This window comes from Novosphingobium sp. (genome assembly GCF_041915465.1).
Lineage (GTDB): Bacteria > Pseudomonadota > Alphaproteobacteria > Sphingomonadales > Sphingomonadaceae > Novosphingobium.
Map to the genome: position 1 here is coordinate 1 of NZ_JAYSBK010000025.1, position 24,540 is coordinate 24,540.

At 64.0% G+C, this 24,540-nt stretch carries 24 protein-coding genes and 1 tRNA gene; 20 read left to right on the forward strand and 5 right to left on the reverse strand.

Annotated features, from left to right (window positions below; all coding sequences use genetic code 11):
- The 3 genes from mrdA to ACE3SN_RS06475 form a co-directional block, all read left to right on the forward strand.
- The coding region (mrdA, locus tag ACE3SN_RS06465) for a penicillin-binding protein 2 (protein WP_374528597.1) at window positions 1–1,703 on the forward strand (1,703 nt) is incomplete at its 5' end.
- Window positions 1,703–2,818 (forward strand): rod shape-determining protein RodA, encoded by a 1,116-nt coding sequence (rodA, locus tag ACE3SN_RS06470; RefSeq protein WP_374528598.1) that lies wholly within the window; start codon window positions 1,703–1,705, stop codon window positions 2,816–2,818. The genes mrdA and rodA, both read left to right, overlap by 1 nt.
- 101 nt (window positions 2,819–2,919) lie before the next feature.
- Window positions 2,920–2,995 (forward strand) — tRNA-Lys (locus tag ACE3SN_RS06475).
- A 52-nt stretch (window positions 2,996–3,047) separates the two neighbouring features.
- On the opposite strand, the gene ACE3SN_RS06480 is transcribed toward ACE3SN_RS06475, so the two are convergent.
- A complete protein-coding gene (locus tag ACE3SN_RS06480; RefSeq protein WP_374528599.1) occupies window positions 3,048–4,307 on the reverse strand; it encodes an acyl-CoA dehydrogenase family protein in 1,260 nt (419 codons plus the stop codon).
- Between the two features lie 257 nt (window positions 4,308–4,564).
- Between ACE3SN_RS06480 and ACE3SN_RS06485 the strand changes: the two genes are divergently transcribed.
- The 10 genes from ACE3SN_RS06485 (at window position 4,565) to ACE3SN_RS06530 (ending at window position 16,969) form a co-directional block, all read left to right on the forward strand.
- Window positions 4,565–6,844 (forward strand): TonB-dependent receptor, encoded by a 2,280-nt coding sequence (locus ACE3SN_RS06485; protein ID WP_374528600.1) that lies wholly within the window; start codon window positions 4,565–4,567, stop codon window positions 6,842–6,844.
- Window positions 6,845–6,969: 125 nt separating this feature from the next.
- Window positions 6,970–8,832 carry a DUF3604 domain-containing protein gene (locus ACE3SN_RS06490; protein ID WP_374528601.1) on the forward strand — a complete coding sequence of 621 codons (1,863 nt, stop codon included), beginning with the start codon at window positions 6,970–6,972 and terminating at the stop codon, window positions 8,830–8,832.
- Between the two features lie 51 nt (window positions 8,833–8,883).
- A complete protein-coding gene (locus ACE3SN_RS06495; RefSeq protein ID WP_374528602.1) occupies window positions 8,884–10,776 on the forward strand; it encodes a DUF3604 domain-containing protein in 1,893 nt (630 codons plus the stop codon).
- A 23-nt stretch (window positions 10,777–10,799) separates the two neighbouring features.
- Entirely contained in the window at window positions 10,800–11,630 is an 831-nt protein-coding gene (locus ACE3SN_RS06500) for a peptidyl-prolyl cis-trans isomerase (RefSeq protein WP_374528603.1), read from the forward strand.
- A gap of 68 nt (window positions 11,631–11,698) precedes the next feature.
- On the forward strand, window positions 11,699–12,610 hold the full coding sequence (locus ACE3SN_RS06505; protein WP_374528604.1) for a HupE/UreJ family protein: 912 nt from the start codon (window positions 11,699–11,701) through the stop codon (window positions 12,608–12,610).
- A gap of 61 nt (window positions 12,611–12,671) precedes the next feature.
- Window positions 12,672–13,475, forward strand: coding sequence for a crotonase/enoyl-CoA hydratase family protein (locus ACE3SN_RS06510; protein ID WP_374528605.1), 804 nt, complete (start codon window positions 12,672–12,674; stop codon window positions 13,473–13,475).
- 60 nt (window positions 13,476–13,535) lie between these two features.
- Window positions 13,536–14,798, forward strand: a complete 1,263-nt coding sequence (ribB, locus tag ACE3SN_RS06515; protein WP_374528606.1) for a 3,4-dihydroxy-2-butanone-4-phosphate synthase — start codon at window positions 13,536–13,538, stop codon at window positions 14,796–14,798.
- A gap of 4 nt (window positions 14,799–14,802) precedes the next feature.
- On the forward strand, window positions 14,803–15,222 hold the full coding sequence (gene ribH / locus ACE3SN_RS06520) for a 6,7-dimethyl-8-ribityllumazine synthase (RefSeq protein ID WP_374528607.1): 420 nt from the start codon (window positions 14,803–14,805) through the stop codon (window positions 15,220–15,222).
- Window positions 15,219–16,142: an aldo/keto reductase gene (locus ACE3SN_RS06525; protein ID WP_374528608.1), complete on the forward strand. Its 924-nt coding sequence runs from the start codon at window positions 15,219–15,221 to the stop codon at window positions 16,140–16,142. Before ribH ends, ACE3SN_RS06525 begins: the two co-directional genes overlap by 4 nt.
- On the forward strand, window positions 16,139–16,969 hold the full coding sequence (locus tag ACE3SN_RS06530; RefSeq protein ID WP_374528609.1) for an EamA family transporter: 831 nt from the start codon (window positions 16,139–16,141) through the stop codon (window positions 16,967–16,969). Before ACE3SN_RS06525 ends, ACE3SN_RS06530 begins: the two co-directional genes overlap by 4 nt.
- On the opposite strand, the gene ACE3SN_RS06535 is transcribed toward ACE3SN_RS06530, so the two are convergent.
- Both ACE3SN_RS06535 and ACE3SN_RS06540 read right to left on the reverse strand, forming a co-directional pair.
- A complete protein-coding gene (locus tag ACE3SN_RS06535) occupies window positions 16,966–18,051 on the reverse strand; it encodes a hypothetical protein (RefSeq protein WP_374528610.1) in 1,086 nt (361 codons plus the stop codon). The genes ACE3SN_RS06530 and ACE3SN_RS06535 overlap by 4 nt on opposite strands.
- A 5-nt stretch (window positions 18,052–18,056) precedes the next feature.
- A complete protein-coding gene (locus ACE3SN_RS06540; protein WP_374528611.1) occupies window positions 18,057–19,130 on the reverse strand; it encodes a phosphotransferase in 1,074 nt (357 codons plus the stop codon).
- 222 nt (window positions 19,131–19,352) lie between these two features.
- On the opposite strand from ACE3SN_RS06540, the gene ACE3SN_RS06545 reads away from it, so the two are divergent.
- Window positions 19,353–19,565 (forward strand): hypothetical protein, encoded by a 213-nt coding sequence (locus ACE3SN_RS06545; RefSeq protein ID WP_374528612.1) that lies wholly within the window; start codon window positions 19,353–19,355, stop codon window positions 19,563–19,565.
- 188 nt (window positions 19,566–19,753) lie between these two features.
- On the forward strand, window positions 19,754–20,329 hold the full coding sequence (locus ACE3SN_RS06550) for a MarR family transcriptional regulator (protein ID WP_374528613.1): 576 nt from the start codon (window positions 19,754–19,756) through the stop codon (window positions 20,327–20,329).
- Between the two features lie 82 nt (window positions 20,330–20,411).
- On the opposite strand, the gene eno is transcribed toward ACE3SN_RS06550, so the two are convergent.
- On the reverse strand, window positions 20,412–21,698 hold the full coding sequence (eno, locus tag ACE3SN_RS06555; RefSeq protein ID WP_374528614.1) for a phosphopyruvate hydratase: 1,287 nt from the start codon (window positions 21,696–21,698) through the stop codon (window positions 20,412–20,414).
- A gap of 170 nt (window positions 21,699–21,868) precedes the next feature.
- On the opposite strand from eno, the gene ACE3SN_RS06560 reads away from it, so the two are divergent.
- The 5 genes from ACE3SN_RS06560 (at window position 21,869) to ACE3SN_RS06580 (ending at window position 23,999) form a co-directional block, all read left to right on the forward strand.
- A complete protein-coding gene (locus ACE3SN_RS06560) occupies window positions 21,869–22,444 on the forward strand; it encodes a hypothetical protein (protein ID WP_374528615.1) in 576 nt (191 codons plus the stop codon).
- Between the two features lie 34 nt (window positions 22,445–22,478).
- Window positions 22,479–22,871, forward strand: coding sequence for a phage holin family protein (locus tag ACE3SN_RS06565; RefSeq protein WP_374528616.1), 393 nt, complete (start codon window positions 22,479–22,481; stop codon window positions 22,869–22,871).
- Window positions 22,868–23,173 carry a hypothetical protein gene (locus ACE3SN_RS06570; protein WP_374528617.1) on the forward strand — a complete coding sequence of 102 codons (306 nt, stop codon included), beginning with the start codon at window positions 22,868–22,870 and terminating at the stop codon, window positions 23,171–23,173. The genes ACE3SN_RS06565 and ACE3SN_RS06570 overlap by 4 nt, the downstream gene beginning before the upstream one ends.
- Before the next feature lie 44 nt (window positions 23,174–23,217).
- A complete protein-coding gene (locus ACE3SN_RS06575; RefSeq protein WP_374528618.1) occupies window positions 23,218–23,682 on the forward strand; it encodes a hypothetical protein in 465 nt (154 codons plus the stop codon).
- An 89-nt stretch (window positions 23,683–23,771) separates the two neighbouring features.
- Window positions 23,772–23,999: a DUF4170 domain-containing protein gene (locus ACE3SN_RS06580; RefSeq protein WP_374528619.1), complete on the forward strand. Its 228-nt coding sequence runs from the start codon at window positions 23,772–23,774 to the stop codon at window positions 23,997–23,999.
- Between the two features lie 55 nt (window positions 24,000–24,054).
- Here the strand turns inward: ACE3SN_RS06580 and greA are convergent, their stop codons facing one another.
- On the reverse strand, window positions 24,055–24,531 hold the full coding sequence (gene greA / locus ACE3SN_RS06585; RefSeq protein WP_374528620.1) for a transcription elongation factor GreA: 477 nt from the start codon (window positions 24,529–24,531) through the stop codon (window positions 24,055–24,057).
- Window positions 24,532–24,540 lie beyond the last annotated feature (9 nt).

The window sequence follows — 24,540 nt, forward strand, 5'->3', positions numbered from 1 at the left end:
CCTCGGGGCTCGATTGGGACAATTTTGCCGCGGTCAGCGTGCGCTTGCCCGACCTGCCCGGCGTGCTGGCCCAGCGCGGCTATTCACGCTGGTATCCGACCGGGCCTTCGGTTGGCCATCTGATCGGTTACGTCGGCACCGCTTCGGCCGAAGACTACGAAAAGGAAAAGAACCCACTGCTCGTCACGCCCGGGTTCAAGATCGGCAAAGACGGCCTCGAGAAGAATTTCGAGACCTACCTGCGCGGCGTGCCCGGCGCGCGGCGCGCGGAAGTGACCGCCAGCGGCAAAGTCGTGCGCGATCTCGACATGCGCGAGGACATCCAGGGCAAGTCGCTCAAGCTGACGATCGACGGCCCGTTGCAGGACTATGCGGCGCGGCGCATCGGGCTTGAATCCGCCGCCGTGGTGGTGATCGATTGCCACAATGGCGACATTCTCGCGCTGTGCTCGATGCCCAGTTATGATCCCAACACCTTCTCCGACGGGATCGGCCGCATCGAATGGAAGATGCTGAACGAGGACGATCACATCCCCTTGCTCAACAAGGCGGTGCGCGGCCTCTATCCGCCGGGATCGACGATGAAGCCGATGGCGACGCTTGCCCTGCAGCTGCACGGCGTCGATCCGGACGAGCGCGTGAACTGCCCGGGTGGCTACCGCCTTGGCAACCGCTTCTTCCGCTGCGATGCGGTCCATGGCTCGGTGGACATGCGCACTGCGATCGAACGCAGCTGCAACACCTATTTCTGGTCGATGTCGCACCGTGTCGGCTACGATACGATCGCGCCGGTGGCCAAGATGCTGGGCCTCGGTCAGGAGTTCGATCTGCCCGGCACCGCGCAGCGGTATGGCACGATTCCCGATGCCGCCTGGAAGATGCGCCGCTACAAGCAGGAATGGTCGGCGGCGGATTCGCTCAACGCCTCGATCGGCCAGGGCTATGTCTCGGTCTCGCCGCTCCAGCTGGCCGTGATGACCTCGCGGATCGCGAGCGGCAAAAACCTCGTCCCCGGTCTGATCTTCGGCGAAAAGCGGGCACTTGGTCCCGAACTGCCCTTCACGCCGGAACAGCTGGCCGTAACCCATGACGGCATGTTCCGCGTGGTTAACGGCTCGGGCACAGCGGCGGCCAGCAAGCTTGCCGTGCCCGGGATCACCATGGCCGGCAAGACCGGCACCGCCCAGGTCCGGCGCCTGGTGAGCCGCGGCACCGTGGGTGACTGGAAATCGCGCGACCACTCGCTGTTCGTCTGTTACGCCCCGGCCGATGCGCCGCGCTATGCGATGGCGGTGGTGGTTGAACACGGCACCTTCGGCGCCCGCGCAGCCGCACCGATTGCCCGCGACGTCATGACCTTCCTGTTCGATCCGGGCCAGGCGCTCGATACGCTGCACGCGCTTGAACAGCAGTGGGGCGGCACCCCGACCGAGCGCATGCAGGCCAAGTACAACGCCTTTGCCGCGCAGTACGGCGCTACCGCACCCAAGGTCGGCGGTGACCAGGCGGTCGAAAAGGCGATCATCCAGGCCGATAGCAGTCAGGCCGCGACCGACCCCAACGCGGTCGCCGACGATGCCGAACGCGGCGAAGCCAGCGCGGTCAAGGCGCCCGCACCACAGAGCACGCCGCAAGGCGCCCCCGCCACGCCGGCTCCAGAGCCTTCGCCCGAAGCAATCCCTGCCGCAAAGGCAACGCCCTGATGGCCCGCAATCTCGTCCCCGATGCCATTGCCCGCCAGCCCTGGCACGTGATCCTGCCGCTGTTCGCGCTCAACACCTTTGGCTCATTGGTGCTCTATTCGGCGGCGGGTGGGAAAATGCAGCCCTGGGCCTTGCTGCACGAAATCCACTTTGCCGTCTTCCTGGTCATGGCGCTGGTCATCTCGTACTTGCCGCGGGACCTGTTCAAGCTCGCCGCCTATCCCACCTACGTGGTGCTTGTCGTCCTGCTCGTGCTGGTCGAACTGATCGGCGGGATCGGCGGCGGCAGCCAGCGCTGGCTCAACCTCGGCTTCATGACCTTGCAGCCATCGGAATTGATGAAGCCCGGCATCGTGCTGGTCATGGCCAAGTTCTTCGATACGCTGCCCCCGGCGATGACGCGCAACTGGCGGGCGCTGCTGCCCGCCGCCGCGCTGCTGGGAGTGCCGGCATTGCTGGTCATGCTGCAACCCGACCTTGGTACCGGCCTGGCGATTTGCGCGGGTGCGGCAGTGGTGATTTTCCTGGCCGGGCTGCCGATGGCCTGGTTCGTCGGGGCTGGGGCAGCGCTCGCCGCCATTGCGCCGATCGCGTTCTTCACGCTACTTCACGATTACCAGCGCAATCGCGTGCTGACCTTCCTCGATCCCGAGAGCGACCCGCTGGGTACCGGCTATCACATCACCCAGTCGAAAATCGCGATCGGATCGGGCGGTTTCTGGGGCAAGGGCTTTGGCAACGGCAGCCAGAGCCACCTCGAATACCTGCCCGAAGCGCACACCGACTTCGCCTTTGCCACCATGGCCGAGGAATGGGGCATATTGGGCGGGCTGTTCATCCTGGCGGTGTTCCTGTGGCTGTTCCGCTGGGGCCTGCAGGTGGCGCGCGCATCCAATGACCGCTTCTCGATGCTGCTGGCGGCAGGCATGACCTTCACGATCTTCTTCTACATGGCGATCAACACGATGATGGTCATGGGCCTGGCCCCGGTGGTGGGAATTCCGCTGCCCTGGATCAGCCACGGCGGCTCCTCGATGATGACCAACATGATCTGCGTGGGCACGATCATGGCGGTCGATCGGTGGAACAAGCGGGGCGGAGCGGGACTAATTTGAAAAAAGCCGAGATACCCTCTTCCCTCTCCGGAATTTTCCGCTAGAGGGAGCGCTCCCCGACGAATCGGGGTCGCGGTGACTTCGGTCTTTCGCCAGAGTGTGGACGCATAGCTCAGTTGGTAGAGCAGCTGACTCTTAATCAGCGGGTCCTAGGTTCGAGCCCTAGTGCGTCCACCATCTCTCCAGAACATTCTGAAACACCAGGCCAGTCAGGCCGGTTTTCGTGCGCTCAGCCCAAATCCTCCGGCAACGTGAAGTAGCGCGAATTGCTGCCGCCGCGGTCTTTTGCCTTGGCGAGTTCCGACTGGGCGATGGTGCGCAGGTGCACTTCGTCCGGGCCGTCGAAAATGCGCAGCGCGCGGCCCCAGGTGTAGAAAAAGGCCAGCGGGGTGTCCGCTGACAGGCCCATCGCGCCGAAGATCTGGATCGCACGGTCGAGCACGCGCGTTTGGAGCTGGGCCGCAACCACCTTGATCGCCGCCACGTCAACCTTGGCCGCCTTGTTGCCATGCGCGTCGATCTTGGCCGCAGCGCGCAGCACCAGCAGGCGCGCCATGTCGATGTCGATACGCGACTGGGCGATCCAGTCCTGCACGTTGCCATAGGTGGAGATTGCCTTGCCAAAGGCGCGCCGCTCAAGCGCGCGTTCGCTCATCAGTTCCAGTGCGAGTTCGCACTGGCCGATGGTGCGCATGCAGTGGTGGATGCGCCCCGGCCCAAGCCGCGCCTGGGCGAGCGCGAAGCCCTGCCCCTCGCCGCCCAGCATGTTGCCCACCGGCACGCGGCAATCGCGCAGCACGATTTCGCACTGACCGTCGATCGACAGGTGATGCAACACCGGGATGTTGCGCACCACCTTCACGCCCGGCGCGTCCATCGGCACGATGATCATCGAATGCTGGCCATGACGCGGCAGGGCATCGTCGTCGCTGCTCCGGCCCATCAGGATCATGAACTTGCAAAGCGGATGGGCCGCGCCCGTAATCATCCACTTGCGCCCATTGATCACATATTCGTCGCCCACGCGGCGGATCGATGTTTGCAGGTTGGTCGCATCGGACGAAGCGACATCGGGCTCGCTCATCGCGAAGCATGAACGGATTTCGCCTTCGAGCAGCGGGTTAAGCCAGCGGGCGCGCTGTTCGGGCGTGGCGAAGAGGTGGAGCAGTTCGATATTGCCGCTGTCGGGCGCGTTGCAGTTGAAAGCCTCGGACGCCCAGGGCAGCCGCCCCATGATTTCCGCCTGGGGGGCATATTCCAGGTTGGTCAGGCGCGTACCGGGTTCGTCCGCGCGCAGCCCCGGCAGGAACAGGTTCCACAGCCCTTCCGAACGCGCGATCTGCTTGAGCGGGTCCATGATGTGCATCGGGAAACGCCCGGCCATGGTCTCGCGCTGCCATTCGGCATTGTAGGGCAGCATGTAGCGGTCGAGAAAATCCTCGACCTGGCGGCGCAGTTCGTTGACCCGGTCTGAGTATTCGAAATCCACGCCGCACTCCCAACTTCGCGAGAATGGAGTCCATGCACCGCCTTGCGCGCATGCGTGACGGACTCCCAAGCGGCGCATCAACCGGCGGCGGGCACCAGTCATTGCGAAGAATCAAAAACTGGGTATGCCACACCCGTGCTGGCCGTGCCTGCCAATGCGGGACCAGCGATTGATCGATCCGGCCCAGTTCGATAACGCAGCGATCCCGGCAGCGCAGCGGAGGTTCATTGCCCAAACCGTCAGTCATATCCGCGGTATTGACTGCCGCCGTCGCCACCACGTGGTCGGCGGGCGCTGCCGCGCAGTCTGACGGCGGCGCGAACAATCTTCCGATCATCGTCACCGCACCTGGCGGCAAGATCGACGATGACGACGCGATCGTGCTGCAGCGCGAGGATCTGAACCGCAGCGGCAGACCCGACCTGTTGCAGGCACTGACCCGCGATGTCGCGGCGATCTCGCTGCAGGACGCCCAGGGCAATCCCTGGCAACCCAACCTGATCTATCGCGGCTTCAGCGCTTCGCCGTTGCAAGGACAGGCGCAGGGATTGGCGGTCTATCTCGACGGCGGCCGGTTCAATCAGCCGTTTGGCGATACGGTCGGCTTCGACCTGATCCCCGATGCAGCGCTACGTTCGATAACCCTGCTCGACACCGCGCCGGCCTATGGCCTCAATGCCCTGGGCGGCGCGCTGGTGCTGGAAACAGCCACCGGGCAAAGCGATCCAGGTCTGGACGCCAGCGTCACGCTTGGCAGTTATGGCAAGCGCGAAGCCAGTCTGGCCGGAGGCGGCACGGCTGGTGCGTTCAGCTATTTCGGCGCGGCCCAATGGCGGCGCGAGGATGGCTGGCGCGATAACAGCCCGTCCGAACTGTTAAATGGCTATGCCGACTTCGGCTACACCGGCGAAAGCGCCGGGCTCCACGTCAAGATCATCGGGGCAGACACCGACCTGACCGGCAATGGCGTCGCCCCGGTCGAACTTCTCCAGGCGCGGCGGCAAGCCGTGTTCAGTTGGCCCGATACGGCGCGCAGTCACTATGGCCGCGTCAGCCTGCACCCCTGGGTCGATCTGGGTCACTCGACCCGGATCGAGGCGAGCATCTATCGCCAGCGGCTGAAGGTCGACAGCCTCAATGGCGACTTTGCCGATATCGCAGCCTGCGAGGATGGCGCAGACCAGCTGTGCCTCGAAGGCCGCGATGGCGAGGAGCCGCTGACCGACCGCGCCGGCGATTCGATTCCCGACCTGCTCGGCGGCGGCGCTTATGGCGTGCTTAACCGCGGGCACTACCACACCCGTTCGTGGGGCGTGCTCGCCCAGCTGATCGACGAGCGCGCGCTTGGCGCCGGCAATAACCGCCTGGCCGTGGGCTTCAGCCATGACTCGAGCCAGACCGACTTTTCCGCCGAGACCGAACTTGGCGAACTCACCGCGCAGCGCAGTGTCGTTGGCCTTGGCCCCGTGCTCGCGCTGGATAGCGGCGCCATTGCCCCCGTCTCGCTTGCGGCCGCGACGCGTTATTGGGGGCTGTTTGCAGCCGACCGCTTGCCCCTTGGCGGCAAGCTCAGCGCTGAAATCGGGCTGCGTTACAATTGGGCGGATATTCGCCTGACCGACGGGATCGGCACCGCGCTGAACGGGCAGCACCATTTCGAACGGCTCAATCCCGGGATCGAGTTCGATTGGTCGGTCACGCCTGCGCTCAGCCTGCGCGCAGGTTATAGCGAGGCCAACCGCGTGCCCACCCCAGCCGAACTGTCCTGCGCGGACGCAGCGGCGCCGTGCAGCCTGGCGAACTTCTTCATCGCCGATCCGCCGCTCAGGCAGGTGGTATCGCGCAACTGGGAGATGGGCGCTTCCGGTGAGGCCACTTCCGGCGGCTGGACGATCCACTGGCTCGCCTCGGCCTATCGCAGCACCAATTCCGACGACATCCAGCACGTCGCATCGCAAGTGCGCGGGCGGGCCTATTTCCGCAACGTCGGCGCGACGCGGAGGACTGGCGCCGAACTGCAGGTCGATGCCCGGCGCGGCCCGCTGCGCGTAACGCTGAGCTATGCCTTCATCGATGCGACATTCCAGTCGAGCTTCCGATTGTCGAGCCCGGCCAATCCCGGTGCCGCTGCGGATGGCACGATCGGTGTTTCCGCTGGCGACCGAATACCCGGAATCCCGCGCCACAGCGTGACCTTCGGTGCGGATTATTCAGGCAAGATCGGCCAGCGCAAGCTCGCTTTCGGCGCAGACCTGGTCGCCCGCAGCGGGCAAGGGCTGCTCGGCGACGAGAGCGGCCTCGCTCCACCCGTCCCCGGGTACATGCTGGTCAACCTGCATGCGAGTTTCGAGCTTGTCCCCGGCGTCAGCCTGATGGGGGAACTGCGCAACGTCTTTGACAGGAGGTACGCAACCTTCGGAACGTTCAGCGACGTCTCCGAAGTCTATCTGGCCGAAGTGTCCGGCGCTACCGACCCGCGCGCCTATGGGCCCGGCTCGCCCCGGCGATGGAGCCTTGGCCTGCACGCGGCATTCTAGTCACAGTCTGATACAACCCGACTGTTGACGAAGGCTAATTGCTACAGCAAGTTCCATTGCTGAAGAAAATCGAATTGTCGGGATGGGGACAACATATGCGTAAACGCGCGATTTTTGCAGCTATCTTGCTTGCTGGTACGTCGCTCACCGCAGGATGCGACAAAATCAGGCAGACGGTCGGGGGTGGTTCGGTCACTGCGGTCAAGGACACCGCCTATCCCGAGCGGGTGTTCTGGGGCGACACCCATCTTCACACCGCCAACTCGGTCGATGCCTTCGGGTTCGGTAATCGCCTCGACCCCGAAGCGGCCTTGCGCTTTGCCCGCGGCGAGGAAGTGACCTCCAGCACCGGCCAGAAGGCCAAGCTGGAACGCCCGCTCGACTTCCTTGTGATCTCGGACCATGCCGAGGGCCTGGGTTCGACCAAGGCGCTTTACGACGCGCCCCGGATGATGATCAGCGATCCTACCCTGCTGCGTTGGTACGACCTGATGCACGAAGGTCCGAAAGGATCGCTGCAGGCCACTGCCGAGATGCTGCAGGCGCGCGGTGCGAACAAGCTGCCGGCCGGGCTCAACGATCCGGCCAAGGCGGCCGAGCGCACGCGCAAGATCTGGGACAAGGAAATCGACACCGTCGACAGCTATAACGAACCGGGCAAGTTCACCGCCTTCTTCGGGTTCGAATACACGCTGATGCAGGGCGGCAACAACCTGCACCGCAACGTCATCTTCCGCGACGGCAAGGACAAGGTTTCCAAGGTCGTTCCGCTCGATCCTTCGAACGAACTGTGGCCTGACAAGCTGTGGGACTACATGGACGCCTATGAAAAGAACACCGGCGGCAAGGTGCTGGCGATCCCGCACAACGCGAATCTCTCGAACGGCCTGATGTTCATGATGACCGATCCGTCGGGTGGCCCGATGACGGCCGAACAGGCCCGGCGCCGCGCCGCGCATGAACCGGTGGTCGAAATCACCCAGATCAAGGGCGACAGCGAGGCCCACCCGTTCCTTTCGCCGAACGATGAATTTGCGGGTTACGGCACCGCCGGATGGGATCTCAACAACCTGCTTGGCAATCAGCCGACCAAACCGGGCGACTATGCCGGCAGCTATGTTCGCGAAGCCCTGAAGCGCGGATTGCAGCTTGAACAGACGATTGGCGTCAACCCCTATAAGTTCGGGGTGATCGGCTCGACGGACTCGCACACCTCGCTTTCGACCGCGGACGACAACAATTTCTGGGGCAAGCATCCCGGCGTGGAGCCCGGTCCCGAACGCGCCACGGCAGACTTCGTGCCGGGGATGCACACCGGCAAGATGGACTGGCAATCGCTGGCCAGCGGCTACGCGGCTGTCTGGGCGACGTCGAACACGCGCGAGGCGATCTTCGATGCGATGATGCGGCGCGAGGTCTATGCCACCACCGGCCCGCGCATGACCGTGCGCTTCTTCGGCGGCTGGGACTTCAAGGCCGATGACCTCAAGGGCGATTGGGTCAAGGCCGGCTATACCCGCGGCGTGCCGATGGGCGGCGAACTTAAGGCCCGCAAGGGCGCGCCCAGCTTCATCGTTTCGGCGCTGAAGGACCCGATCGGCGCCAATCTCGACCGCGTGCAAGTGGTCAAGGGCTGGACCGACAAGGACGGCAAGGCCCACGAAAAGGTCTTCGACGTCGTCTGGTCAAACCCCGAAACCCGCAAGATCTCGGGCGGCAAGCTGGCCCCGGTCGGCGATACGGTCGACGTCGCGACGGCGAGCTACCAGAACACCATCGGCGCGCCGACCCTGGCGACCGTCTGGACCGATCCCGAGTTCGACGCCAGCCAGCGCGCGTTCTATTACGTGCGCGTCCTTGAAATCCCGACGCCGAACTGGGTCGCCTATGACGCGGTGCGCTACAAGCTCACCCTGCCCGGCGATATCCCGCTCAAACAGCAGGAGCGCGCCTATACCTCGGCAATCTGGTACACCCCGGGAGCCTGATAAAGACCGAAAGTGCGTACGGACAAAAGCCGGCGCAAGAGGAGAGAGACAATGCGTAAAAGCGTTCTGGTCGCCGCGGTTCTGCTGGCATCGACCGCGATGGTGTCGGGCTGCGACAGGATCAAGCAGGCCGTTGGCAGGAAATCTTCGGTAGCGGTCAAGAACACGGCCTATCCCGAGCGGGTGTTCTGGGGCGATACCCACCTCCACACCGCCAACTCACCCGACGCCTTCGCCTTTGGCAACCGCCTGCTGCCCGAAGACGCGCTGCGCTTTGCCCGGGGTGAGGAAGTCACCTCAAGCACCGGGGTCAAGGCCAAGCTCGAACGCCCGCTCGATTTCCTCGTGGTCAGCGACCACTCGGACGGTCTCGGCTCGATGATGGACCTGTACAACGCGCCGCGAATGCTGATCTCCGATCCTCACCTGCTGCGCTGGTACGACATGATGCATTCCGGCCAGGACGGGGCCAGCAAGGCGGCGACCGAGATTATCGACGCCAAGGCGAACAACAGCTTGCCGCCTGAACTGATCAATCCCGCCGGCACCGAAAAGCGCATGCGCTCGACCTGGGAAAAGAACATCGACGCGGTCGAACGCTATAACGAACCGGGCAAGTTCACCGCCTTCTTCGGGTTCGAATACACCCTGATGGAAGGCGGCAACAACCTGCACCGCAACGTGATCTTCCGCGATGGGCCGGACAAGGCGCGCCAGACTCTGCCGATCACCTCCTATGGCACCACAATCCCCGACCAGCTGTGGGATTATATGGACGCCTATGAAAAGAATACCGGCGGCAAGGTGCTGGCGATCCCGCACAATTCGAACATGTCCAACGGCCTGATGTTCATGATGACCGACCCGTCGGGCGGCCCGATGACCGCGGCCTATGCCCGGCGCCGCGCGGCGCACGAACCCGTGGTCGAAATCACCCAGATCAAGGGCGACAGCGAAGCTCACCCGTTCATGTCGCCGAACGACGAATTTGCGGGTTACGGCACCGCCGGGTGGGACATCGGCAACCTGATGATGACCGAGCCCACGACCCCGGACATGCAGCCCGGCAACTACGTGCGTGAAGCGCTCAAACGCGGGCTGATGATCGAGCAGAATACCGGCGTGAACCCCTACAAGTTCGGGGTGATCGGCTCGACCGACAGCCACACCGCCCTCTCCACGGCGGATGACAACAACTACTTCGGCAAGTTCCCGATCGTGGAGCCCAGCAATCACAACCGCGCGCTCGAAGAACAGAACCTGGGCGAGCACAAGGGCCGGGTCGGCTGGAACTACCTCGCCAGCGGCTATGCGGCTGTCTGGGCGACGTCGAACACGCGCGAGGCGATCTTCGATGCGATGATGCGGCGCGAGGTCTATGCCACCACCGGCCCGCGCATGACCGTGCGCTTCTTCGGCGGTTGGGACTTCAAGGCCGATGACCTCAAGGGCGATTGGGTCAAGGCCGGCTATACCCGCGGCGTGCCGATGGGCGGCGAACTCAAGGCCCGCAAGGGCGCGCCCAGCTTCATCGTTTCGGCGCTGAAGGACCCGATCGGCGCCAATCTCGACCGCGTGCAAGTGGTCAAGGGCTGGACCGACAAGGACGGCAAGGCCCACGAAAAGGTCTTCGACGTCGTCTGGTCAAACCCCGAAACCCGCAAGATCTCGGGCGGCAAGCTGGCCCCGGTCGGCGATACGGTCGACGTCGCGACGGCGAGCTACCAGAACACCATCGGCGCGCCGACCCTGGCGACCGTCTGGACCGATCCCGAGTTCGACGCCAGCCAGCGCGCGTTCTATTACGTGCGCGTCCTTGAAATCCCGACGCCGAACTGGGTCGCCTATGACGCGGTGCGCTACAAGCTCACCCTGCCCGGCGATATCCCGCTCAAACAGCAGGAGCGCGCCTATACCTCGGCAATCTGGTACACGCCCTCCTGAGCCGATTCCGCGCGGAGAATGACATGACCATGCGCAGCCGCGCAGCAGCGATGCTGCGCGAACCCCTCGTCCACTTCCTGATCGCAGGAGCACTGGTATTTGCTTTCCTGTCTGGCCGCGCGCCCGATCTTGGCGAGCGCCGGATCGTGGTCAACGAGGCGGTGGTGGGCGGCATCGCCAACCGCTTTGTCGAAACTTTCCATCGCCAACCCTCGAATGAGGAACTCGACGGTCTGATCAACGACTATGTCCGGGACCAGGTCTATTACCGCGAGGCGCTGCGCCTGGGGCTGGACCGCGACGACGAGGTCGTGGTGCGCCGAATGCGCAACAAGATGGTTGCGCTCGCGACCAGCGATGCAGACGCCGCGACGCCCAGCGATGCCGACCTGCAAAAACTGCTCGAAAAGGATCCGGGGCGCTATGCGCGCGAGCCACAGATCACCTTCTCGCAGCTCTATCTTGGTGCCGACAGCCCGGCTGCGCGCGAAGCGGCGAAGCAGGCACTCGCCGTGCTCGCCAAAGGCGGCGATGCGACCGCGTTCACCAAGCCCGCGCCGATCACCGCGCATTTCGAGGCGGCACCGTCGAGCGATATCGCCGAACAGTTTGGCGATCAGTTCGCCGCCGCCCTGCCCAAGCAGCAGCGCGGCCAGTGGCACGTGATGACCTCGGGCCTCGGACTCCACCTCGTCAAGGTCGAGGCGCTGATCGCGCCCGCCCCGCCAACACTTGACCAGGTCCGCCAGCAACTGACCAACGACTGGCACGAAGCCGCAGTGCGCAAGGCCGAAAACGACGCCTATGCCAAGATCCTCGCTGGCTATGACGTGGTGATCGAGCAACCGAAATGATCCTGCGTGCACTTCTTGCGGCCTTCGTGGCCCTTCTCTGCGCGATGAGTCCCGCTCATGCGGATGAATTGCGCCCTGGCTACCTGGAACTTACCCAGCGCGATGCCACGCACTGGAAGGTGCTGTGGAAGGCCCCCGTGCTGGGCGGTCTTGCCACACGGTCGCGCCCTGCCCTGCCGGCGTTCTGCACACTCAAGCAAGGCGATATCCGGCTCGACAGCGGCTCACTGATCAGTGCGGCGGAGGCGACCTGCACGCAGCCGATCGAAGGGCATCAGGTTGGCATTTCGGGAATGGAAGCCACCTTCACCGACGCCCTGCTGCGCGTTGCCCCGCTCGGCCGCCCGGTCCAGACCGCACGCCTGACACCGACCGCCGCGATGGTCACCGTGGCGGCTGTGCCCGATCGGTGGGAAGTGGCGCGGACCTATCTCGTCATCGGGATCGAACACATCCTGACCGGATACGATCACTTGCTGTTCGTGATCTCGCTGGTCCTGCTGCTGGGCAGCCCCTGGGTGGTCGTGCGCGCCGCGACGGCCTTTACCATCGCCCACTCGTTGACCCTGATCGGCACCACGCTCGGCTTGTTCGGACTCGCGCAGGCTCCGGTTGAGGCCTTGATCGCGCTGTCGATCGTGTTCCTCGCGGTAGAGATCGTGAAACAGAAGGAGGGTGTGCAGCGCCTGTCCGAACGCGTGCCCTGGACGATCGCGTTCCTGTTCGGGCTACTCCACGGCTTTGGTTTTGCTGGCGCGCTGCGCGAGATCGGCCTGCCCGAAACCGACGTGCCGATGGCGCTGCTGACCTTCAACCTAGGCGTCGAAGTCGGCCAGTTGATGATCATTGCGGCCTGCCTCGGTGTGATCGGCCTGCTGCGCCGTTTCGCCCCCGCCGCGCTGCGCCCCGCCACCTTGACCGCAACCTATGCGATCGGCACGGTCGCGAGCTTCTGGTTCATCGACCGGCTGGCCGGCTGACGGTGGACAAATGGCCACAGCCGACGCATGGCGATCCCATATGCACGAGAGGAAAATCCAGATGGACGCTGCCGTTCTGTATGAAGTCGATGCCCAGGGTATCGCGACGATCACGCTCAATCGCCCGGAACTTCGCAACCCCATCTCCGAAGCCGAAGTGGTCGAGGGGCTTCTCGACGTACTCGAGGCGATGGAAGCCGATCCCAACGTCCGCGTCGCGATCCTGACGGGGGCAGGCAAGGCGTTTTCCTCTGGCGGAAACATCAACACGATGAAGCCCGGCGCGGGCCTCAATGCCGGTCTTCCGGCGCGAACGCGCGGCAATTACAAGCGCGGGATCCAGCGCCTGCCGCTTGCCTTCGCCGCGCTTGAAGTGCCGGTGATCGCCGCCGTGAACGGTCCCGCGATCGGTGCCGGGCTTGACCTCACCTGCATGTGCGACCTGCGCATTGCTGGCGAAAGCGCGAAGTTTGCCGAAAGCTTCGTCAAGCTGGGCATCATCCCCGGCGATGGTGGCGCCTGGCTGCTTCAGCGCGTGGTCGGATTCACCAAGGCGGCAGAAATGTCGCTGACGGGCGACACCATCGATGCCGCCGAAGCGCTCAGCTGCGGCCTCGTTTCCAAGGTCGTGCCCGATGCAGACCTGATGGACGCCGCGCGCGCGCTGGCCGCAAAGATCGCCGCCAACCCCTCGTTCGCGGTGCGCATGGCCAAGCGCCTGCTGTGGGAAGGCCGCCGCGCGGACCTGGCCACCGTGCTGGAGATGTCTGCAGCGATGCAGGCGGTGGCCCACGCCACCGGCGACCACGAAGAGGCCGTCAACGCCTTCCTCGAAAAGCGCAGCCCGCAATTCAAGGGTGATTAATTCACATCGATGTGATCGCGAGTTTTGCCAATCACATTTTAATGTGATAGCGCGCGAATCATGTCTACGAACCTGATCGATCGCGTCCGCCGCCTCGTTACCGATGGCGGCATGTCGCGCGCCGGCCTTGCCCGTGCGGCGGGGCTCCATGCCAACACCCTGCGTGACTGCACCGAAAGCGACTGGAACCCCACCGCCGAAACGCTGCGCAAGCTCGAAGCCTTCCTGTGGGATAGCGACGATGCCCCGGTGCTCGTCCCGATCGAGGAGATCATCGAGGAAGCCCGCAATGGGCGGATGTTCATCCTCGTCGATGACGAGGACCGCGAGAACGAGGGCGATCTTGTCATTCCGGCGCAGATGGCCACCCCCGATGCGATCAACTTCATGGCTACCCACGGGCGCGGCCTGATCTGCCTGACCCTGACGCGCGAGCGGACCGAATACCTCGGGCTCGAACTGATGAGCCGCAATAACGGCACCCGGCACGAAACCGCCTTTACGGTCTCGATCGAAGCACGCGAAGGCGTCACCACTGGCATTTCCGCCGGCGATCGCGCCCGGACCGTGGCCGTGGCCATCGACGCTACCAAAGGCCGGCAGGACATCGTGACTCCCGGCCACGTCTTCCCATTGATCGCGCGCGACGGCGGGGTGCTGGTCCGCGCCGGGCATACCGAAGCCTCGGTCGACATCGCCCGTCTTGCCGGACTGAACCCGTCGGGCGTGATCTGCGAAATCATGAACGAAGACGGCACCATGGCGCGGATGGACGATCTCGTGCCCTTCGCGCGCCGCCACGGGCTCAAGGTCGGTACGATCCGCGACCTCATCGAATACCGCCGCAAGCACGACCATCTGGTCGAGCGCGTGGCCGAAGTGCCGTTTGTTTCCGACTACGGCGGCGACTGGAAGCTGATCACGTTCCGCAACAAGATCGACCGCAGCGAAAGCTTCGTGCTGCAAAAGGGGCTGGTCGATCCTGCGCAGCCAACGCTTGCCCGCGTGCATACGATCTCGATCCTGGACGACATGCTTGGCCAGCCGGGCCCGAAGAAGCGCACCCTCCAGCGCGCGATGGCGGAAATTGGTCGCCATGGCAGCGGTCTGATCGTACTGTTGATCCAGCCGCGCGAAGGCCATCTCGGCGATGATACGCCCGCCGCAGACATGGACCTTCGCTCGTATGGTATTGGCGCGCAAATCCTTGCTGACCTGGGGGTCCACGAAATGATCCTGCTCAGCAATTCACATCGTAACGTCGTCGCGATCGAGGGTTACGGCCTAAACATCGTCGGCGAGCGCGCAATTCCTGCGGAGTAAACCCATGTCCCGTTTTCTGATTGTCGAAGCCCGCTTTTACGAACACCTCAACGATATGCTCGTCGCAGGTGCCGAGGCCGCGCTCAAGGCCGCCGGGCATGAAGTCGACGTCATCACCGTTCCGGGTGCGCTGGAAATCCCCGGGGCAATCGCGCTGGCCGATCAGGCCCAGCTTTATGACGGCTATGTCGCGATCGGCGTGGTGATCCGGGGCGAAACCTATCACTTCGAAATCGTCGCGGGCGAGAGCGCGCGCGGGATCATGGCGCTGACCATGGACGGCGTCGCCATCGGCAACGGCATCCTGACGGTCGAGAACGAAGCGCAGGCGCTGGTCCGCGCCGACCCCAAGCAGAAGGACAAGGGCGGCGAAGCGGCCAAGGCGGCCATCTCGCTCCTCAAGCTGCGCGAGAAGTTCGCATGAGCGCGCACCCGGCCATCGCCGGCCTGCCACTGGTCCTGGGCGGCAACGTCTTCGGCATGACCGCAGACGAGGACGCCAGCTTCGCGGTGCTCGATGCCTTCTATGCGGCCGGCGGGCGGATGATCGACACGGCAGACGTCTATTCGGCCTGGGTACCGGGCCACAAGGGCGGCGAGAGCGAAACCATGCTCGGCAAGTGGTTCGCCGCCAGCGGCAAGCGCGCCGAAGTGAAGCTCCACACCAAGACCGGGATGTTGGGCGGCAAGGAACTCTACGAGCCCGCCCGCGTGCTGCAATCGCTCGATGCCTCGCTCGAACGGCTGCAAACCGACTATGTCGACCTCTACTACGCCCACCGCGATTACGAGGAACTGCCGATTGGCGATATCGTCGCAGCCTTCGACGGCGCGGCAAAGACCGGCAGGGTGCGCTCGCTGGGAGCGTCAAACTTCACTGCCGAGCGTCTGGGCGCGGCGCTGGATGCGGCCGACAGTCAGGGCGCAATGCCGTTTTCGGTGCTGCAGAACGAATACAACCTGGTTGCGCGCAAGGCCTATGGGCCTGACCTGCAACAGCTTTGCACCACGCGCGGCATTCCGATGCTGCCGTTCTTCGGCCTTGCCTCGGGCTTCCTCACCGGCAAGTACCGGACCGAGGCGGATCTCGGCAAATCGGTGCGCGGCCAGCGCATGGGCGACCTCTTGGTAAGCGGTGCGCCGATGCTGACGGTGATGGACGACGTGGTGCGCAAAACCGGCGCAACCCATGCGCAGGTGGCGCTGGCCTGGCTGCGGGTGCAGCCGGGGATTGGCGCACCGATCGCCAGTGCGACCTCGGCCGAACAGGTGCGCGAGCTTTGCGGTGCGGCCACGCTGGAACTCACCGAGGAACAGCTGGCTCGGCTTTCAGGCGCGCTTTGAACCAGCTTGCCGCGCTGTTGATGCTGGCGTCGGGCGCGATCCACGCCAGCGTCAACGCGATCCTGAAATCCGGCGGCGACAAGATGTCGAGCCGCGCGCTGATCGACGGGTTCAGCGCTCTGCTGGTCTTGCCGTTCGCCTGCGTGGTGCCTTTCCCGCAGGATGCTGCCGTGTGGCTCGCGGGTTCGATGCTGACCCATCTGTTCTACCTGCTGTGCCTGGTCAAAGCCTTCGAGGCGGCGGACATGAGCGCGGTCTATCCCGTGATGCGCGGCTCTGCCCCGGTGATCGCATCGGCTGTCGCGGTCATACTTTTTGGCGAGCCGATCAGCTGGGCCGTGGCAGGCGGCATCGCACTTGTCAGCCTTGGCACGCTGGCGGTCGCATGGTGGAACGCGCCGGGCCTCAAGGCAATCGGCTGGGCGCTCGCCACCGGGGCCATGACGGCGCTCTATACCGTGATCGACGCCAAGGGCGTACGCGCCGCACCTTCGGCGGAAAGCTATTTCGTGTGGTTTTTCCTCGCGCTTGGCCTCTGTATTGCGCTGGTTTTCGCGGTGTGGCGCGGCCCGGTGTTCCTGCTCACTGCGCGTTCGCAATGGAAGCCGGGGCTGATCGCCGGGGCGCTCTCGCTGGTCACCTATGGCCTTGCGCTGTTCGCCTATCGCCTTGGCGATGTGCCGCGCCTTGCGGCCTTGCGCGAAAGTTCGATCCTGTTCGGGGTTGGCATCGCGGTGTTCGTGCTCAAGGAGCAGGTCGGCAAGGCCCGATTGGCCGGCGCCGCGCTGATCGCGGCGGGCACCGGCCTGCTGTTGGCGCTGCGTTAGCCCAGATCGAGGAACTCCTTGAGGCCATAGGGCTGGTACGGCCCGATGATCAGTTGTTCGAACACGCCCGTGCCCACGCCGCGCTTGTCGCTGACGATACGGCAGGGCAGCTGGACGTGGTAGTTGTCCATCTGCCCCGGATTGCACTGGGCCAGGCCAAAAACCTCGCGCTCGACCTCAAGCGGTCCGTGGTAGAGGCCGTGGCCCCACTTGGGCGAGGTATAGCCGATCCCGCGCATCTGGAAGCGGCCGAGCACTTCGAAGGTCAGCGTTTCAGGGCCGTCCGGACCTGCGATGGTCAGCGTGCCCTTCTCAGGCCAGCGCGTGCCCTTGGCGAGCGGCGAATCCATTTCGCCTTCGGTGTCGAACAGGTCGTCCGCCGTGCCGCCATCGGGAGCAATAACCGCGCGGGTGTTCCACTTGTTGCCCTTGGCATCGGCGGTGTCGTGGAAGAACAGGCTGCTATCCTCGAAGTTCATCGGCGTCCACTGCCAGAAGAAGCCCGGTACCACGCCGCTGGAGTGCGGCTGCTGGTCGCTTGCGCCAACCGGGCGTACGCCCCAGCTGCGGTCGCGCGTGCCCGCCGTGCCGGGGGCGCATTCCTCGCGCACGCCGTCGATTTCGATCCAGCCGGTATAGTGGCCGTTCTGGGTAAGCCGCGTGTAATCCATGAAGGTGCGCGGCCCGATGCGGTGGATGAAGCGCGGCTCCTCGATCGGAAAGGCGCGGCCGGTGAAGGTCAGGTCGGCCTTGAACCCTTCCCCATCCACGATCACGCGCAGCTTCTGCAGCGGTTCGATCACTTCGATGGTGATCGGCCCGACGGTCAGGTCAAAGCGCTCCATGCCCAGCTCGCGCGAGGCGTGGAGGTTATACTGCACCCCGTCGCGGATCGCGGAAAAGTGGGCATCGGCGACATTGAGGTGCGGATAGATTCCGAAGGCCACCGCGAAGAAGCCCGAGCCATCGGGCGCATAGCCGTTGAAGAAATAGCGGTCGTAGAAGTTCCGGTCAGTCCCGGCATAGGCCACAGGCTCGGGGGTCTGGTGCAGCGGAAAGTCGTCACCTTTGGTCAAAACCATTGCAATTATCCTTTGAGCTTGGCGAGGCTGCCGTGCTGGAGCGCAAGCCCGCAGCCGCCACGCGCCATGGAGAGGAAGTTTTCATCGCCGCGCGGGGTCCGCTCGACGTAGGCGGCGCTGAACACGGCGGTCGAAATGCCGTGGATCGCGCCGATCACGTAATCGTCCCAGATCGAATCCCGGGTCATCGGCACCCCGCGCGCGGTCATCTCTGCGCAATAGAGGTCCAGCAGTTCGCCCTCGTGCTCACGCCGCAGCGCCTCGCCAATGCCGGTGCCAAGGAAATAGCCGATATCGGTCAAACCATTGCCGAGTGCGATGGTCTGCCAGTCAAGCACCGCAATTTCCTCGGCCCCGCCCTTGATGTCGAACAGCATGTTGTCGAGCCGGAAGTCGCCGTGCACGATCGAGCGAACCGGCGCCTGACGGCCAAACCAGTGTTCGCCCGCCTCGGCCAGTTCCTCGCAGATCGCCATATACTCCGGCTCAAGCGTATCGGCATAGCGTTCGCGGAAGATTGCCTGGGCGTTCGGATAGAGCGCCTTTACCTGCTCGGACTGGATCGGGCTGGGTTGCAGCCATGGCGTTTCAAGCAGGGCGGCATTATCCCAGCTCGGTGCGTGGATCGCGGCGGCCTGTTTCACACCGGCGCGGGCGTCTGCGGCCGAACAGCTGGCCAGCTGGTTACCGCCGCGCGCTGGCCCGAGATCTTCGAACAGCAGAATGAAATCGACCCCGTTGTCCGCAACCTCGGCGACCAGCGCCTGCGGGGCGCGCACGCCCAGCTTGGGGCAGATCTCGCGGTAGAAACCGACTTCCTTGGCATAGAGCCCGAACGCCCCGGCCGTCTGACGACTGGTTTCGTCTGCGGCCGGAAACTTGCCCGCAATCGTAGCGGGCCCCGCACCGGGTTTGTCGAACGTCAGCGTCAAGCGCGCGCTGTCGCCCACCTGCCCGGTGCCAATCGGCACCCAGCTGATCTCCTCCACTCTGGCATCGTCGATTACGCTCGCAGCGCGCAACCGGTCGGTCAGCCAGCCAGGCGTGATCGCGTCTGGATGAGTAGGAAAGTCAGCCATCCATACCTCTCTATGAGATCGTTATCGTTATTTAAGCGCACGATTAAACCACGGATTGCCTCTGCACAACCGCGAAGCGCCAGGCCTCCGAAAAGTTTTGCTGACCAGGTATATTTTGGGTATTCCAAACAGTGTCTCGTACTGAAACAATGTCCCAAAGCGGGCCGGTTTCGAAAGGTTACCGCGCTTTATCAGCAAGTACACGCGAACTAGGCGAAACGCATGAACAGCACTTCGGACGAAGAAATGACACTGCCTTGCGAGTCGAACCTGGCCGCCGAGATCGGTGATAGCGCCGCACTCATCGGGGATCTTCGCGATTGTATGCACCGTCTTGACCAGATCGGGGCGAACCTGGCCGCAGTACATGTGGATGCGGCAATCCATTCCCTGCTTTCATCGCTTGCATCGGGCAATTCGTCGAAAACGGACTGATCTGATCCATTAAGGTTCAATATGAACCTTATCTGCAAGGACACGTAACACCTAACTTAAGTATCAGCAGGTGGTGCACGGGCAACCTTCCGACCCCGTTTCAACGGGCAGGGAAGCGAGGTTGATTATCGCTGTGCCATCCAATAACGCGCCAGCGCGGGTTGATCGTTCAGAGTGAAGGAACGCGATTGCTGGTAGAACGGGCCAAGGGGAATCGTGTGGAGCGCGAAGAAGAAGCGCTGAGGTTGCGCTCCATTGCTGAAGAGCTGGCGAATATCGCGTCGTCTCTGCTCAACGTGAATCAGCGTCCGGAATCGGAGCTGCCAACGCAAGACTCCGCGCCCGACCAACTTGATGGCTATACCCAGATGTCGCAGCAAGATGTTGTGCTGGCGGTGGAATTGGCGCGCTCGCTCTACCGCAGCCGCCGTACGCGGCCGCGCGTGTTCGACGATGATGCGCTTTTCGGCGAGCCGGCCTGGGATATCCTGCTGGACCTCTTCATCGCGGACTCTGAGAAGAAACCCCTGTCGGTCACTTCCGCCTGCATCGGTGCGTCGGTCCCGACCAGCACCGCACTGCGCTGGCTCGCCATCCTGGAGGAGCGCGGCCTGCTCTGGCGCGAAAATGACAAGGCCGATGCCCGCCGCGTATTCCTGCATCTGACCGGCGAAGGCTATGCCAAGATGGTCGCCTATTTCATTCACCTTCGCAACGACGGCCTGCTGTCACCTGGCTTCAACCGCAGCGGCATCGGCGGTTAACCCGGGCAGCCCAAAAGTAACCGCCGCGCTCCCTTTCGAGCACGGCGGTCACAGCGTCCGTTAACCTGATGGTTAAGGGTGCTCAGGCCGACAGGCGGCCAAACGCCCCAGCGCCGGCATAATGCGCGGCATCGCCCAGCTCTTCCTCGATGCGGATCAGCTGGTTGTACTTGGCAAGCCGGTCCGAACGGGCGAGCGAGCCGGTCTTGATCTGACCACAGTTGGTCGCAACGGCGAGATCGGCGATGGTCGCGTCCTCGGTTTCGCCCGAACGGTGCGACATCACGGCGGTATAACCGTTGCGGTTGGCGATGCTGACCGCGTCGAGCGTTTCCGACAGCGAGCCGATCTGGTTGACCTTGACCAGCAGCGAATTGGCCAGGCCCTTGCCGATGCCCATTTCGAGGCGCTTGGGGTTGGTCACGAACAGGTCGTCACCCACCAGCTGGACCTTGCCGCCGATCTTGTCGGTCAGGGCCTTCCAGCCTTCGAAATCGTCTTCGCCCATGCCGTCCTCGATCGAGATGATCGGGTAGGCGGCGGCGAGGTCGGCCAGGTAATCGGCCATCTGCACCGGCGAGAGCGAGAGCCCTTCACCGCTGATTTCGTACTTGCCGTTCTTGAAGAACTCGGTCGCGGCACAGTCGAGCGCAAGCTTGATGTCGCTGCCCGGCTTGAACCCGGCCTTTTCGATCGAGGCCATGACGAAATCGAGCGCGGCGCGGGTACTCGACAGGTTGGGCGCAAAGCCCCCTTCATCGCCCACCGCAGTCGCCAGGCCCTTCTCGTGGAGGCCCTTCTTGAGGGTGTGGAACACTTCTGCGCCCCAGCGTACGGCTTCGGCCAGGCTCGACGCGCCGACCGGCATGATCATGAATTCCTGGAAGTCGATCGGGTTGTCGGCGTGTTCACCGCCGTTGATGATGTTCATCATCGGCACCGGCAGGACATGGGCCGACACGCCGCCGATGTAGGCATAGAGCGGCAGGCCGCGCGCATTGGCGGCAGCCTTGGCAATGGCGAGCGAGGTGCCGAGAATCGCGTTGGCGCCCAGGCGGCTCTTGTTCTCGGTCCCGTCGAGGGCGATCATGGTGAGGTCGATGTCGCGCTGGTCTTCGCCGTCGAGGCCGAGCAGCTCCTCGCGGATTTCCGAGTTCACAGCCTCGACCGCCTTGAGCACGCCCTTGCCAAGATAGCGGCTCTTGTCGCCATCGCGCAGTTCGACGGCTTCGTGCGCGCCGGTCGATGCACCCGAAGGCACGGCGGCGCGGCCAAAGCTGCCGTCTTCGAGCAGGACGTCGACTTCAACTGTGGGGTTGCCTCGGCTGTCAAGAATTTCGCGGGCGTGAATGTCAATGATCGCGGTCATGGCGCATACGTCTCCAGACGGGGAATTTGCGCGCTCCTTGGCAGCGCATGGGCTGTCAGGCAAGTTGCAATCCGTAAAGTCATGCAACAACAATGGCACTTGTGCGTTAGCCGTATCGTTCCCACATGTTTCAAGTAATTCCCGTGCCGGATCAGGAAAGGGCCAGACCAATGGCAAAGACCCCGACGACGACCACCAAGACCACCGCTGCCAAGAAGCCGGCTGCGAAGAAGCCGGCCGCTGCCAAGACCCCTGCCGCCGCCGAAACCGGCGCGGCCAAGGCCAAGTTCTCAAAGGCGATCGAGGAAGCCCGCGCCGGCGCCGTCGCGCTGGGCAGCGAAGCCCAGGCCAAGGTCGGCGTTTACCGCGAACAACTCGCCGCCAAGAGCGGTGACTGGGTTGGCGAAGCCAAGGACCTGGCCGACCAGGCCAAGGGCCGTGCCACCGAACTTGCCAAGGACGGCAAGGCCAAGACCAGCGATGCCCTCGCCAGCCTCGGCAAGATCGTGGCCGACAATGCCGGTACGATCGATGAAAAGCTGGGCGTGCGGTATGGCGATTATGCCCGCACCGCCGCGCGTTCGATGCAGGAAACCGCCGCCAAGATCGAATCCAAGGATCTTGCCGAACTGGGCGACGACGCCAAGGAATTCGTCCGCAAGAGCCCCGGCCTGGCGATCGGCATTGCCGCCGTCGCCGGTTTCCTGATCTCGCGCCTGTTCAAGGGCGGTTCGTCGGACGATTGACATCGACGCGCCAACACGGCTTGTCTGACAGGCGATGCATGACGAACAACCTCCGCTGATCGCCGCGCAGGCGGGTGACGAAGCACGCGATCGCTCGCTGGTCGATGACGTTCGTCAGCTGGTAAGTGACGGCAAGACCCTGCTCGAGGCTGAACTCGCCTATCAGAAAACACGCGCGGCGGTTGCCGGTGCGGGGGCCAAGGGAGTCGCCGGCTGGGCCGCGCTCGCACTGGCGTTGCTGTTCTTCACGCTGATGGCACTGGTCATGGGGCTGCTGCTGGCCTTGACCCCGCTGCTTGGCGGTTGGGGGGCAATGGCGCTGGTTGTGCTGGGCTTGCTGGCGGCAGCGGGCCTTTCAGGATGGGCCGCGGCGCAGCGGTGGAAAAAGATGTCCGAAATGCTGGCCGACACGGACGACGCGGCATGAACGAGGCCGCAAGCAAGCTGGCCCGCGACCGTGCCAACCGCAAGGCGGCCCGTTCGTTGTTCGATGCGCGGATCAGCCAGGTGAAGGCCGATCTCGAGGCTCGCCCAATCGGTGGCCGGATCGCCGACAAGGCCGGCGAAGAAGCCATGAACGCCGCAAACGAAGCCCTGGCCGTGGCGAAGGAAAGCAAGGGCATCATCGCCGCAATGGTCGCTGCACTGGCGCTGTGGTTCTTCCGCAACCCGCTTATCGCCTTCTTCGCACAGCACTTTTCCCCGCAAGCCGAGGTTCAGGAAGACTGAACTAGGGACCGCCAGGCCAAAGTGGCAGTCAAGGAGCAGTGAAGGTGAGTGAAGCCGGACGCGACCGCATCGAGCAGAAGATCGCAGCCTCGCGGGAAATGCTGGAGCGGGAGAGCGAAAGCCTGACCGCAGTGCCCCGGCGCGCGCCTCTTCCCGATGCCTATCCGCCGGAAAACTATCGCTCGCTTGCCGCTGAATATCCCTGGTTGACGCTGGCCGCAGGGGCCGGGTTCGGCTTGCTGGTCGGCGCCATGTTGCCAAGGAAGGTGGGCGGGAAGCTTGGCCAGCGCGCGCTCGGCGCAGCCGCTGTGGCCGGCGAAATCGGCCTGACCCTTGCCGCAAGGGCCCGTGACAAGGCCGCCGAAGCGGGTCGCGAAGGGCTAAGCCGTGTTGGCGAAAGCACCGCCGATTTGCGCGAGCGCACCGCCCGCACTGCCCATTCTGCCGGAAGCACCGGGATCGTGTTGGCACGCGAAGCAATCAAGCTGGCCGCAAAGCTTCGAAAATAGCCCCTTGCCGGGCAGCTCGACTTTTGTCGAACTTGCGAAAAACGCACGAATTGCTATTGGCGGCTCGTCTTCCCTCCCCAGGAGCAATCATGAGCGACCAGAAACTCCACCTCGTTATGGGTGGCCGGGTCAAGGACCCGCAGCACCTCGAATTCGAAGATCTGAGCAAGATCGATTTCGTTGGCGTCTTTCCGGACTATGCCTCGGCCGAGGACGCCTGGCGCTCGGCCGCGCAGCGCACGGTTGATGATGCCGCGATGAAGTATGTCGTGGTGCACCTGCACCGCCTGCTCCAGCCGGATATGCTCAAGCGTTGAGCCTCGGCGCCAAGGCAGGAAATGAAAGGCCCCGCGGAAGCGGGGCCTTTTCGTATCAGATGAACTCGATCTTCTCGATGGCGTAGAACCGGTCGCCCGCAGGCACCGACACTTCGATCTCGTCACCCACGTGGCGGCCGATCAGCGCCCGGCCAAGCGGCGAGTTATAGCTGATCCGCCCGATCCGCGCGTCAGCCTCGTACGGCCCGACGATCTGGTAACGCACCGGCTTGTCATCATCGTCGAGCAGGGTCACGGTCGCGCCGAAGATGATCCGGTCACCCGAAAGGGTGGCGGGATCGATGATCGTAGCGCGGCTGACCTTGTCTTCGAGATCGGCGATCGACGCTTCGACCTGGCCCTGGCGTTCTTTGGCCGCGTGATATTCCGCGTTTTCCGACAGGTCGCCATGCGCGCGAGCCTCTTCGATCGCGTCGACGATCTTCGGGCGCTCTTCGCGCAGCGCCTTCAGCTCGGCGATCAGCTTTTCATAGCCTTCCGCCAGCATCGGCAGCTTTTCGACACTTGCCATACTTGAATT

Coding starts and splice junctions, on each gene's coding strand:
- ribH (WP_374528607.1), top strand. CDS start 14,803: ATGTCCCGTTTTCTGATTGTCGAAGCCCGCTTTTACGAACACCTCAAC.
- rodA (WP_374528598.1), top strand. CDS start 1,703: ATGGCCCGCAATCTCGTCCCCGATGCCATTGCCCGCCAGCCCTGGCAC.
- ACE3SN_RS06580 (WP_374528619.1), top strand. CDS start 23,772: ATGAGCGACCAGAAACTCCACCTCGTTATGGGTGGCCGGGTCAAGGAC.
- ACE3SN_RS06500 (WP_374528603.1), top strand. CDS start 10,800: ATGACCATGCGCAGCCGCGCAGCAGCGATGCTGCGCGAACCCCTCGTC.
- ACE3SN_RS06495 (WP_374528602.1), top strand. CDS start 8,884: ATGCGTAAAAGCGTTCTGGTCGCCGCGGTTCTGCTGGCATCGACCGCG.
- eno (WP_374528614.1), bottom strand. CDS start 21,698: ATGACCGCGATCATTGACATTCACGCCCGCGAAATTCTTGACAGCCGA.
- ACE3SN_RS06560 (WP_374528615.1), top strand. CDS start 21,869: ATGGCAAAGACCCCGACGACGACCACCAAGACCACCGCTGCCAAGAAG.
- ACE3SN_RS06535 (WP_374528610.1), bottom strand. CDS start 18,051: ATGGTTTTGACCAAAGGTGACGACTTTCCGCTGCACCAGACCCCCGAG.
- ACE3SN_RS06570 (WP_374528617.1), top strand. CDS start 22,868: ATGAACGAGGCCGCAAGCAAGCTGGCCCGCGACCGTGCCAACCGCAAG.
- ACE3SN_RS06565 (WP_374528616.1), top strand. CDS start 22,479: ATGCATGACGAACAACCTCCGCTGATCGCCGCGCAGGCGGGTGACGAA.
- ACE3SN_RS06525 (WP_374528608.1), top strand. CDS start 15,219: ATGAGCGCGCACCCGGCCATCGCCGGCCTGCCACTGGTCCTGGGCGGC.
- ACE3SN_RS06540 (WP_374528611.1), bottom strand. CDS start 19,130: ATGGCTGACTTTCCTACTCATCCAGACGCGATCACGCCTGGCTGGCTG.
- ACE3SN_RS06510 (WP_374528605.1), top strand. CDS start 12,672: ATGGACGCTGCCGTTCTGTATGAAGTCGATGCCCAGGGTATCGCGACG.
- ribB (WP_374528606.1), top strand. CDS start 13,536: ATGTCTACGAACCTGATCGATCGCGTCCGCCGCCTCGTTACCGATGGC.
- ACE3SN_RS06545 (WP_374528612.1), top strand. CDS start 19,353: ATGAACAGCACTTCGGACGAAGAAATGACACTGCCTTGCGAGTCGAAC.
- greA (WP_374528620.1), bottom strand. CDS start 24,531: ATGGCAAGTGTCGAAAAGCTGCCGATGCTGGCGGAAGGCTATGAAAAG.